Source organism: Planctomycetota bacterium (genome assembly GCA_026387035.1).
In the GTDB taxonomy this organism is placed as follows: Bacteria; Planctomycetota; Phycisphaerae; order FEN-1346; family FEN-1346; genus JAPLMM01.
The window spans coordinates 1-11819 of record JAPLMM010000203.1 but is presented as its reverse complement, the minus strand read 5'-3'; the positions used below and the strand labels follow the sequence as shown (position 1 = coordinate 11819).

The following is an 11819-nucleotide window of genomic DNA, read 5'->3' as shown; positions in this document are numbered from 1 at the left end:
GGCGGCGATGGCGCGGCGAACGTACTTGGCGAGGAGGTCGGTTTCGAGGTTGACGCGGTCGCCGCTCTTCAAGTCTCCGAGGGTGGTCTGGCGGAGCGTCGTCGGGATGAGCGCGACGCTGAGGACGGGGGCGTCGGCCTCGACGACGGTCAGGCTGATGCCGTCGACGGCGATGCTTCCCTTGGGCGCGATCTCGGGGAAAAGTTCGCGCGGCGTTTCGACGCGGAGCCACCAGCCGCCGTCGCCCTGGCGGTTTTCGACGCAGCGTCCGGTCGCATCCACGTGACCGGAGACGAAGTGGCCGCCGAGTCGGCCGTCGGGCCGGAGGCTCCGCTCGACGTTGACGCGGCGACCGGGCTGCCACTGACCGAGGGTGGTGCGGGCGAGGGTTTCGGCGACGGCATCGAACTCGGCGATTCGGCCATGGATGGCGGCGACGGTCTGGCAGGCGCCGGAGAGGTTGATGGAATCGCCGGGGCGGACGCCCTCGGCCGCGGGACCCAGGTCCACCGCGAGGCGCAAGGCGTCCGCGCGGCGTTCGGCGCGGACGACCTGGCCGACGGTTTCGATGAGGCCGGTGAACATGGCAGGGGCCATGGTAGAGGGGCGGGGGCGCGGGGTCAAGGGTTCTCGGGGCGAGCGGTCTGGCCGGGTGCGCCAGGATTTTCTGGCACTTAGCAAAAGCACAACAGGCAACTTGCGTGGCACGGCGGGTCTTGTGCTACTCTGCGAAGTAGCGAAGTGCTACTTCGCTACGAAGCACGAGTCCCGCCGTGCGCCGGTCCCAATGGAACAGGCGCGCCGGGACGCACGGCCGGGCAAGACCGGCCGTGCCACACTGCCCACACGTCGCGCCCTCGCTAGATGCCAGAAAATCCTGGCGCACCCTTCTGGCCCGGCGGCGGGGGTGCGGCTATACTGGGCGGGAGTTTGGGGGCGAGCGGGAGAGGCGTGTGGGCGGTTTTCTCGACAACCTGAAGGCGGGCGCTCGGGCGGCCGACGGGCGGAGGCTGTGGGGCGTCGGCGAGGTGGTGCGCCTCGCGGTGCCGACGGTTCTGAATACCATCAGTTACACGGTGATGCAGTTCGTGGACGGGGTGATGGTGTCGCGGGTGGGGACGGAGGCGTTCTCGGCGCAACTGGGCGGTGGCATTTCGGCGTTCACGACGGTTTGTTTTTTTATGGGGCTATTGGGATGTGTGAGCACCTTTGCCGCGCAGAACCTCGGCGCCGGGCGTCCGGAGCGCGCCGCCCGGTACGCGTGGCAGGGCCTCTGGCTGGGGTGGGGGGCGGCGGCGTTGCTGGCGGTGGTGGCGATTCCGGCGGCGCCGCATCTTTTCCCCCTGTTCGGCCACGCGCCGGAGGTGACGCGCCAGGAGACGCTTTACTATCAGATCCTCGTCGGGGGGGCGGCGTTCAACCTGTCGGCCCGCGCGCTCGGGGCCTGGTTCGTCGGGATGCACCGGCCGGCGATCACGCTCGTGGCGGGGGTCGCGGCAAACCTGGTCAACGTGGGGGCGAACTACGTCCTGATCTTCGGGCACTTCGGTTTTCCGGCGATGGGACTCGCGGGCGCTGGACTCGGGACGGTCGCGGGGTTCGCCACGGAGGCGGCGATCCTCGGGGCCGTCTTCCTGGCGGGCCCGATGGCGCGCGAGTACGCGACGCGGCGTCAGTGGGCTCTCGCGCGGCGGGAACTCGCGGACCTCCTGCGGATCGGAAGCCCCGCGGGTGCGATGTTCGTCGGCGACCTCCTGATGTGGACGATCTTCATGGCGGGCATCATCGGCCGGTTCGGCACCGAGGCGATTGCGGCGACGAACATCCTGAACCGCTACTGGCACCTGTGCTTCATGCCGGCGTTCGGCGTGAGCGCGGCCGTGTCGGCCATCGTCGGGCGGTACTGCGGGGCTCGTCAGCCGGCGCTCGCCTGGCGGCGGGCGCACGCCGGCCTCGTCCTCGTCGAGACGTACATGGTCGCGTGCGGCATCGGCATCTGGCTGCTGCGCGAGCCGCTCGTCAGGCTCTTCAACGCCGAGGCCGATCCGGTCGTCCAGGCGATCGCGACGCAGGCCGTCATCTTCATTCTGATTTGCCAGGCGTTCGACGCCCTCAGCGTCATCTTCATCGGCGCCCTTCGCGGGGCGGGCGACACGCTCTGGCCGGGCGCGATGCAACTGGCGCTCGCCTACGGCGTGGGTCTGAGCGGCGCGTCGCTCGTCGCCTACCTCAAGCCCGAGTGGGGCATCTTCGGGCCGTGGTCGGCGGCGTCGGCGTACGTGATCGTGCTCGGGCTGGCGATGTGGGGGCGGTTCCTGAGCGGGCGTTGGCGGCGAATGACGGTCATCGCGCCGCCGGCGACCGTTCCGGAGGAAGCATCCGGCCTGCCGCCCGCCGTCTGAGGGCCGCCTACGGGCACCCGGCCTGGACGGCGTAGAGCCGCTTCTGCGAGGCGACGTACAGGACGCCGTCGGCGACGATCGGCGTCGCGTACACCGGGCACCCCATGCGGATGCGGCTGAGGACCTTGCACTCCTTCCCGGCGGCGAGGACCCAGAGGTCGCCCTTCTCCGTGCCGAGGTACACCTTGCCGTCGGCCACGAGCGTCGAGGCCCAGACGCGCGAGCCGGTGTCGTGTTTCCAGTAACACGCGCCCGTCTCGGCATCGAGGCAGTGGAGGATGCCGGTGAAGTCGGCGACGTAGAGCAGGCCGTCCGCGATGGAGGGCGTCGAGAGGGACCGGTCGAGGCCGGTGTAGGTCCAGACCTTGCCCGATTGGCTGATGTCGCCCGTGCCGGTGGCGTCGATGCAGGAGAGGCAGCCTTTGCCCATGCCGTGGCGCGGGTCCTGGCCGACCGTGACATAGACGCGGTTGTTGTGGAAGACGGGTGTTCCGATGATCTCGCTGGGCCCGTCGCCCTTGGCCGTGTAGGGGATCGGCTTGGAGTTGCGGGACCTCAGTTCCGGCGGATTGCAGTCGAACCACCAGACCTTCCGGAGGGTTCCCGGGGCGCCGTCCTTGCCGGCCGCGGGCTCGGGGTCGAAGGCGTAGCAGACGCCGTCGCCGCCGCCGAAGAAAAGAAGCGGCTGGCCGTTCACGATGCCCAACGAGGGCGACGACCATTGGCCGTGAAAAATCCGCGGCCCGATGTCGGCGTCGTCCACCGCCGCCAGGGCGCCCGTGCGCTTGTCCAGCGCGATGAGGCTCGGGGCCTTGGGGCTCGGCAGATGGTTGTGCGACTTGTCCACGCCGTTCGATGTATTCACATACAGATAATTTCCGTGGATTAGGATGGAGCAATTCGAGGCGTCCTGGACCCAGGGCTTGACCTCGCGGACCATGTCGAATCGCCAGAGGATGTCGGCGTCGGCGCGCCCGAGGGCGACGGGGTCGCCGGGCGTGAACGCGACGACCGGGCCGTCCGGCCCCTCCGTGAGGGTGTGGTCCTTCGGCGTGGCGAGGTATTGCGCCTCGTCCGTGAAGGGCCCGTCGTTGCCGTCGGCCAACCCCTTGGCGTCCAGGCAGAGCACTTCGCAGCGGTTCGTGACGAGGTAAATGCGGTCGCCCTCGAGGGTGGGGGAGGACGTGATGCCGAGTTCCTTGAAGTCGCCGTTAAACTTGTCCTTCTCGGGGATCTTCGGGACGGCCAGTTGCCAGAGGAACTCGCCGTCGCTCTCGCGGAAGCACAGGACGACGCAGCGGTCTTCGTCGAACCGCGGATCGCGCGGCCGGGTGTTGTTCGTGCCGACGAAGACCCGGCCGCCGGAGACCGTCGGGTTGCCGTAGGACTGCGACCCGAGGGCGGCCGACCACTTCACGTTTCGCGGCGCGGGCGGGTCGCCGGTTTCGGCGGCGTGCTCCGCGTCGGGAGTCTCTCTCGGCTGGAAACGGTCGGCCAGACCCTGGGCGTCGGCGACCATGTTGCGTTCGTCGCGTCCGCCCCACTGAGGCCAATCGCCCGCGAGGGCGGTCGCCGCCAGCGCGACGGCCAGCGCCAGGGCGACGGCCCAAGCGCGGAAACACATCTGGCTGAGGTCTGCCGGTTGCATCGCGTCCCGACCTCCGGAAATTTGAGGCCTGTTGGTATTAACCCGCGGCCCGGTCGTTCGTGTTGCGGATTCGAAAAATATCCAAGGGGTATTTTCTGCGAATAAAGATTTGACCCCCTGCCGGCCGATGGTATACTGCCTTGTCGAATAGACGGGGCCGGGTGGCCCGGCTTCGCCAGGGCAGAGCCCGGCTATGCCGGGGCGACGCCCGGGAGGTGCGGCGTGTCGGCACGCGGCGAGAGAGGGTTTGGCGGGAGCCTCGATCGGACTGCGGGTGCCGCGCGCGCCGGCATCGCGGGCGTCATCGTATCGGCGGGAGGGCCCCGGGCGTAGGCTAGGCCAAGCAGCCAACGCCCTGGAGCCTGAGAGGCTCCGGGGCTTTTTGCTTAACGCAGAGTGCAGAATGCAGAAAGCGAAAACAATCGGTTAACGCCCGCAGATGAGTCCCGGTTTTTCGGGACGAATCTGCGGGACCTCTTCCGCGAAGGCGGCTTGTCCCGGCGTAGTCCGCAGGACGGAGCCGGAAAGGGGAGCGGGAATCAGGAACGCGAGCCATGAACGAGATAACAGTTTACGATACGACGTTGCGGGACGGGGCCCAGGGCGAGGGCGTCAGTTTCAGCCTCCAGGACAAGTTGGAGATCGCCCGCCAACTGGACTCGCTCGGCGTCCATTACATCGAGGCGGGCTACCCGGTCGCGAATCCGAAAGAGGAGGCGGTCTTCGAGGCGCTTCGCCGCCAGCCGCTCAAGCGCGCCACGCTGGTCGCGTTCGGCATGACGCGCCGCAAAGGCGCCCGTGCCGACCAGGACGCGACGCTGCGATCGCTCCTCGCGGCCGGGACGCCCGCCGTCGCCCTCGTCGGCAAGGTCTGGGACTTCCACGTGACGAAGGTCCTCCGGGCGGACCTGGAGGAGAACCTGGCGATGGTCGGCGACTCGGTCCGCCTTATGAAAGAAGCCGGCCGCGAGGTCTTCTTCGACGCCGAGCATTTCTTCGACGGCTGCCGGGCCAATGCCGACTACGTCCTGCGGGTGCTTGCCGCCGCGAAAGACGCCGGCGCCGACTGGATCGTCCTCTGCGATACGAACGGCGGCGCGCTCGCGGAGGATGTTGCCGAGACGACGGCCCGCGTCCTGCGGGAGGTCGGCGGGCGGCTGGGCATCCACGCGCACAACGACGGGGGCCTGGCGGTCGCGAACACGCTGGCGGCCGTTCGCGCCGGATGCCGGCAGGTCCAGGGGACCGTCAACGGCCTTGGGGAGCGTTGCGGCAACGCGGACCTCTGCGCGGTCGTTCCGAACCTCGAACTGAAGATGGGCTTCGCGTGCCTCGGGCCGGAGAACCTCGCGAGCCTGACGGAGGTGTCGCGGTTCGTGTATGAGACGGCCAACATGATGCTCGTTCCGGGGCAGCCTTACGTCGGCCCGAGCGCGTTCGCCCACAAGGGCGGGATGCACGCCTCGGCCGTCGCACGCGACGAGCGGACCTACGAGCACGTGGACCCGCGGCGCGTGGGGAACACGCGGCGGATCCTGGTGAGCGAACTGTCGGGGCGCGGAACGATTCTGGCGAAGGTCGCCGCCGCCGGCCTCGAAGCCGACTCTTCGCTGCGCGACCATGTCCTGGAGGAGGTCCAGCGCCTCGAAAACCTCGGATACCAGTTCGAGGCGGCCGAGGCCTCGTTCGTCCTCCTCGTGCGCCGGCTCGCGGGAACCGGAAGGACGTTCTTCGACCTCGACCACTACTCGGTGGCCATTAAGAAGGACGACGACCGGCCGCCCGTCACCGAGGCGACGGTGAAACTGCGCGTGGCCGACCGTTGGCAACACACTGTGGCCGAGGGCGACGGCCCCGTCAACGCCCTCGACGGCGCCCTGCGCAAAGCCCTCGTCCCCGCGTACCCGACGCTGGCGGAGATGAGCCTGACGGACTACAAGGTCCGCGTCATCAACTCCGGCGCCGGCACGGCCGCGAGCGTCCGCGTCGTCATCGAATCGAAGGACCATGAGGAACACTGGGGGACGGTCGGCGTCTCGGAGAACATCATCGACGCCTCCTGGCAGGCCCTGGTGGACAGCATCGCGTACAAACTGACGAAGGACGAGGAGAGAGCCCATGGCTGAGGCGCCGACGGCCCGGCCGGAGGAAAACGGCGGCCCGAACGCCCCGGCGAAGGTGTACGACCCGGCCTCGGTCGAGGAGCGCATCTACGCGGCATGGGAGCGCGGCGGATATTTCCATGCCGAGCCCGACGCGCCCGGCCGGCCGTTCACCATCGTCATCCCGCCGCCGAACGTCACCGACCGGCTGCACCTCGGCCACGCCCTCAACAACACGCTCCAGGACATTCTCGTGCGCTGGCGCCGGATGCAGGGCCGAAAGACCCTCTGGCTCCCCGGGACCGACCACGCGGGGATCGCCACGCAGGCGGTCGTCGAACGCCGAATGTTCGAGGAGGAAAAGAAGACGCGCCACGACGTCGGCCGCGAAGAACTCGTCCGGCGCATCTGGGCCTGGCGCCAGCGGAGCGGCGACCTCATCCTCGAGCAACTCCGGCGCATCGGATGCTCGTGCGACTGGCAGCGCACGCGATTCACCCTCGACGACACCTGCGCCCGCGCCGTCCGCGCCGCGTTCTTCAAAATGTTCGCCGACGGCCTCATTTACCGCGGCAAGCGACTCGTCAACTGGGACACCCACCTTCAAACGGCCGTCGCCGACGACGAAGTGTACCACGAAAAGGTCAAGGGCCACCTCTGGCACGTGCGGTACCCCGTGAAGGGTGCGCGGGGGCGGTTCGTCACGGTGGCGACGACGCGGCCCGAGACGATGCTGGGCGACACGGCCGTCGCCGTCCACCCGGACGACCCGCGCTACAAGGACCTCGTCGGCCGGACCGTCATCCTGCCGCTCCTCGGACGCGAGATTCCCGTCATCGCCGACGGGAAACTCGTGGACCCGACGTTCGGGTCCGGGTGCGTCAAGGTCACGCCCGCCCACGACCCGAACGACTACGAGACGGGCCTGAGGCACGGCCTGGAGATGATCAACATCCTGACGCCCGACGGGCACATCAACTCGAGCGGCGGCCCGTATGCCGGAATGGGCCGCTACGAGGCGCGCGAGAAGGTTGTGGCGGACCTCGAAGCGCAGGGACTGGTGGAGAAGGTCGAGGACTACGAGACGGACATCGGCCACTCCGACCGCTCCAAGACGCCCATCGAGCCGTACCTCTCGGACCAGTGGTTCGTGCGAATGGCGGATTTGGCGGAGGCGGCGATGAAGGCCGTCGAGCCCAAGGACGGCAGCGAGCCGCACGTCAAGTTCCACCCCGAGCGCTACGCGCAAGGCTATCTCGATTGGCTCTCGCAGAAGCGCGACTGGTGCATCAGCCGGCAACTCTGGTGGGGCCACCGCATTCCGATCTGGAGTTGCCCGGCGTGCACGCAGAAGAACCTCGAGAAGGCGTTCGGCGGGCGCGACGGCATCGCCTGGCGCGCGGACGAGACGCGCGGCGGTTTTCTGGTTTGCGCGCGGGAGGAGGACTTGGCGGCGGACGCGATTCCAGGCCACCTCCTCGCGCAGGACCCCGACGTCCTCGACACCTGGTTCTCGTCGGCGCTGTGGCCGTTCTCGACCCTCGGCTGGCCGGAGGAGGAGAAGAAGGAGGCGTCGGACCTGAAGGCGTTCTATCCGACGGACGTCCTGGTGACCGCGCGCGAGATCATCACTCTCTGGGTCGCCCGGATGGTGATGATGGGCCTCTACTGCCGCGGCGAAGTCCCGTTCAGGGATGTCTATATCCATGCGATGATCCAGGACGGCGAAGGCCGGCCGATGAAAAAGTCGCTGGGCAACGGCGTGGACCCGCTCGACATCGTCGCGACGCACGGCGCCGACGCCCTCCGCTTCACCCTTGCCTACATGACGACCGAGACGCAGGACGTCCGCCTGCCGGTCCAGAAGGACGCAGCCACCGGCCGCAACACCAGCCCCAAGTTCGACATGGGCCGAAACTTCTGCAACAAACTCTGGAACGCCGTCCGCTTCGCCCTCATGAACCTCGAAGGCGCTACCGACGCGGAATTTGACAGGGCGGTCGCGGCGGCCTGTGCGCAGTACCCGCCGAGCGGGGTTCCTGGGAGGCCACTGGTCCAGTTGGCACTTCAGTTGCCCGACCGGTGGATACTGTCGCGCAGCGAAAAAATACTTCACAAAGTGGAGCAGGAACTGGAGTCTTTTCATTTTCAAGGAGGCTTATTCCTCCTCTATGAGTTTTTCTGGGGGGATTTCTGCGACTGGTACCTGGAAGCGATTAAGCCGCGGCTGTCCGACCCAACCACCAAAGTGATTCCCGCGCGTGTGATGGCCTTTGTGCTCGATCGCGCCCTACGAATGTTGCATCCCTATATGCCTTTTGTGACGGAGGCGGCATGGGAAGGTCTCAGCGCAGCCCTGCCAGACAGAAGCCTGCCAGGACTTGCAGTTCTGCCGCCTAGCAAGCGCCTCATTGTGGCCGAATGGCCGCGCCGCGAGTTTCGTCTGGAGGGCGAGGGTTCGGAGTTGATTCGACAATTAGCAAACGCCGTGAAAGTTGACATTGGCCCCCAGATTGTTAAGCCCCCGCACTCCGCCTCGGATGTGCAGGGCGAATGTGAAGTCTATGTGCCGCTCGAAGGTCTGATTGACTTCGAAGCGGAGCGGAAGCGCCTCGAGGACCGCATCGGTAAAGAGCGGGCGTTCCTCGGGGGGATCGAAAAGAAACTCGCCAACGAAAAGTTTGTCGAACGCGCCCCGGCCGAGGTTGTTGAGCGCGAACGGGCGCGGGCCGACGAGGTCCGGGCGACCATCGCGGCGCTCGAAAAGAATCTCGCCGATTTGGCGTGAACTGCGATGATTAGCCGCGATCCCGCCAGGGGAGCGCGCTCCCCTTCCGCCGTCGCCCCGGGCGCGCCGGGGCTATGGCGGACAAGTTGGGTTGCGGCTAAACGTTGACGGCGGGCGAGCGTCGTCGTTTGCCCCCTTGCCTCCGCCGATTCACGGTGTAGAATGTCCGGGGAGTCGGAGGCTCGGCCATGGAAGTCCGCGTCGAACTCGTGCGCATCATGATCAACGAGGCGGGGGACCACCAGGTCATCGTCCTGAAGGAAGTGGGCGGCGAGCGGGCGTTCCCGATCGTCATTGGGTTTTTCGAGGCGGCGGCGATAGACCGGCGCTTGAAGGGCCTTCGGCTCCCCCGGCCGCTGACGCACGACCTCCTGGGGGGCGTCATCGAGGCGCTCGGCGGCCGCTTGGCGAAGGTCGTCGTCACCGACCTCCGGGACCACACCTTCTACGCGAACCTCGTCATCGATCGCAATGGCGACGAGGTCCGGGTGGACGCCCGGCCTTCGGACGCCATCGCGCTCGGCATCGCGAACGATACGCCCATCTTTATCGAGGACCATGTGCTCAACGAAGTGGCGGGCCCGTCGGGCGGGGCCTCCGAACCGGACCTCTAGCGCGCGGCGTCTTGGGTTCCGGCGGCCCGCCGCCGGCGGGCGGGAGATTGGATTGAAGCGAATCGGCCTCGCCATCGGTCTGGCGGTTCTCGCGATGGGCGCTTCGGCGCCGGGCCAGACCGAGGCCGAACGCGTCATCGTTCTGGCGTCCGAAAGCGTTCCCGAAGGCGTCGCTGTCGCGCGCCACTACATGGCGGCGCGCGGCATCCCCGCCGCGAACCTCTGCGTTGTGCGCGCCCCGGCCGCGGAGGAAATCTCCCGCGACCAGTTCGACGAGACGATCTGGAAGCCCCTGCGGGCCTTTCTGGCGGAGTGGGAAGGGCGGTTCGACGTCGCCCTCGCGGACGCGACGCTGGCCCTCAGCCTCGGCGAGCGGCGCGCCAAGTACCTCGTGCCGGTCTTCGGCGTCCCCATCAAGGTCACCGGCTACGAGGACGTGAAGACGATGTACCTGTCGAAGGCGGCGGCGGTGGATTCGGAACTCGCGCTTTTGCCGTCGGGCGGGCATCCACTGGTGGGAAGCCTCGTGAATCCGTATTTCGGGGCGGACGCGCCGTTCGGCCCGCCCCTGGACGGCGGGATGATTCTCGTCTCGCGTCTGGACGGCCCGAGCGCCGCCATCGCACGGCGCCTCGTCGACGACGCTCTCTGGGCCGAACAGGGCGGCCTCAAAGGTCGCGCCTATGTCGATACCCGTGGCATCACGACGGGCGGCTACGCCGTGGGCGACCGGTGGCTCCTTCGCGCCGCGTCGTCGCTCGAGCGCGCGGGATTCGCGACCGAGGTGGACACGCGCCCGGAGATTCTGCCCCTCGCGCACCCGATGCCCGACGCCGCCGTCTATCTCGGTTGGTACCACGAGTCGGCCGCGGGGCCGATGACCAAGCTCGACTTCCGTTTCAATCGCGGCGCGATCGCCTACCATCTCCAGAGTTTCACGGGCGCCGCCATCCGCGACCCGAAGAACCATTGGGTCGGGCCCCTGCTGGTGCACGGGGCGTGCGTCACCGCAGGGGCGGTCTATGAACCGTTCCTCACCGGAACGCCGAGCGTGGACATCCTCATGGACCGGCTCCTCAAGGGTTACTCGTGGGGCGAGGCGGCCTGGATGGCTCAGCCGCTCGTCTCCTGGCAGATGTGTTTCATCGGCGACCCGCTCTATCGTCCGTTCGCGCCTCGAAAATGATTTGGCCGCGCCGTTACAATGTTTAGCCGCGAGCCGAAGGCGAGCGCGCTCCCCTTCGGGTCGCGGCTAAATGTTAGCGGACCCTGTCGCTTTTTTTCAAAACGCGGGCGGTCGTGCCTCGTACTTATTGATGGAAGGTTCTTCTGGGGGGCGGACGATGCGCGCGATACTCCTGGCGTTTCCTCTGGTTGCTGTTTTCCTCGTTTCCACTCCTGCGACGGCGGTCCTCAGCGAGCCAGCGGTCGCCGACGAGCACGGCGGCCGTATTTTGACGCCGGTTGAGGCGATTCAGGAAATCCTCAAGAGCGTCGGCGCCGACAAGGACCCCGCGGCGCCCGTCGTGAAGGACACGATCACCCCCGAGGTCCTGGTGTACCTCAGCCGTCACTTCGCCACGATGGACCCGAGCGACGCGCAGTATGTGATGCAGCACGTCGCCAAGCAGAAATGCGCCGGGGCGCGCGAAGGGGTGCTGGCGTTCTTGGCAAAGCACGGCGCGGCGGAAGCGGCGGCGAAGGCGATTGCCTTCATCGGCCGACCGGCGGACGCGGTGGTCCTCGCAGAAGCGATCAGGCCGCGCGGACACTGGGGCTTGGGCGGGGCGGAGAAGGAATCGCTCGAGGTCCTTGCGGGCGCCGACCCGGCCGTCTGGCGCGAGGTGGCTCGCGTCGGCTGCGCGGACGTGCGGGCGCTTGCTGCGGAGCATCTGGCCGCCAGCGCCGAGGTGAAGGGCGACGAACTGGTGGCCCTTTATACGGCCGGTCCGGAGGTTGTGCGCAGGGCGCTGATTTGGGCGTTCGCCGCCAAGGGCCGGCCGGAGGCGTTCGAGGTGCTGCTCCTGGCGGTGCAGGATCGCCCATTCAGCGATGCGGACATGGCGTGGGACTGTCTGAAAAAGATGCCGATCTCGGATACCCAGCGGCAGGAGGCGAGCGAAGCCGCCTCGCGCCTGCATGGCATGGCGGAGAGGGATCAACACCTGGCAGCCGCCCGGCTGGCCGCCCTCGCGGGCGAGGCGCGCGGATTCGACTGGGCGATCGATTGCCTTCGAGAGTTCGCCGAGAGCGGCGAGCCGAGGC

The 11819-nt window shown here is 67.8% G+C and carries 8 protein-coding genes; 6 read left to right on the top strand and 2 right to left on the bottom strand.

Annotation, left to right across the window (positions count from 1 at the left end; translation table 11 throughout):
• Positions 1-585: riboflavin synthase (locus tag NTX40_07345; protein MCX5648893.1), on the bottom strand; the 585-nt coding region annotated here is incomplete at its 3' end.
• A gap of 368 nt (positions 586-953) precedes the next feature.
• Here NTX40_07345 and NTX40_07340 point away from each other — a divergent pair.
• Positions 954-2402, top strand: coding sequence for an MATE family efflux transporter (locus tag NTX40_07340; GenBank protein MCX5648892.1), 1449 nt, complete (start codon positions 954-956; stop codon positions 2400-2402).
• 7 nt (positions 2403-2409) lie between these two features.
• Here NTX40_07340 and NTX40_07335 read toward each other — a convergent pair whose 3' ends face one another.
• Complete coding sequence (locus tag NTX40_07335) at positions 2410-4050, bottom strand: PQQ-binding-like beta-propeller repeat protein (GenBank protein ID MCX5648891.1); 1641 nt, start codon at positions 4048-4050, stop codon at positions 2410-2412.
• A gap of 554 nt (positions 4051-4604) precedes the next feature.
• On the opposite strand from NTX40_07335, the gene cimA reads away from it, so the two are divergent.
• From cimA to NTX40_07310, 5 genes are all read left to right on the top strand, one after another.
• Positions 4605-6176, top strand: coding sequence for a citramalate synthase (cimA, locus tag NTX40_07330; protein ID MCX5648890.1), 1572 nt, complete (start codon positions 4605-4607; stop codon positions 6174-6176).
• On the top strand, positions 6169-8940 hold the full coding sequence (locus NTX40_07325) for a valine--tRNA ligase (protein ID MCX5648889.1): 2772 nt from the start codon (positions 6169-6171) through the stop codon (positions 8938-8940). The genes cimA and NTX40_07325 overlap by 8 nt, the downstream gene beginning before the upstream one ends.
• A gap of 188 nt (positions 8941-9128) precedes the next feature.
• A complete protein-coding gene (locus tag NTX40_07320) occupies positions 9129-9554 on the top strand; it encodes a bifunctional nuclease family protein (GenBank protein ID MCX5648888.1) in 426 nt (141 codons plus the stop codon).
• A 52-nt stretch (positions 9555-9606) separates the two neighbouring features.
• Entirely contained in the window at positions 9607-10740 is a 1134-nt protein-coding gene (locus tag NTX40_07315; protein ID MCX5648887.1) for a TIGR03790 family protein, read from the top strand.
• A gap of 157 nt (positions 10741-10897) precedes the next feature.
• Positions 10898-11819, top strand: a 922-nt coding sequence (locus NTX40_07310) for a hypothetical protein (GenBank protein MCX5648886.1), incomplete at its 3' end; no start/stop codon positions are given.

Excerpts from the sequence above, each read along its gene's own strand:
- NTX40_07335 (MCX5648891.1), bottom strand. The coding sequence starts at position 4,050 with ATGCAACCGGCAGACCTCAGCCAGATGTGTTTCCGCGCTTGGGCCGTC.
- cimA (MCX5648890.1), top strand. The coding sequence starts at position 4,605 with ATGAACGAGATAACAGTTTACGATACGACGTTGCGGGACGGGGCCCAG.
- NTX40_07325 (MCX5648889.1), top strand. The coding sequence starts at position 6,169 with ATGGCTGAGGCGCCGACGGCCCGGCCGGAGGAAAACGGCGGCCCGAAC.
- NTX40_07320 (MCX5648888.1), top strand. The coding sequence starts at position 9,129 with ATGGAAGTCCGCGTCGAACTCGTGCGCATCATGATCAACGAGGCGGGG.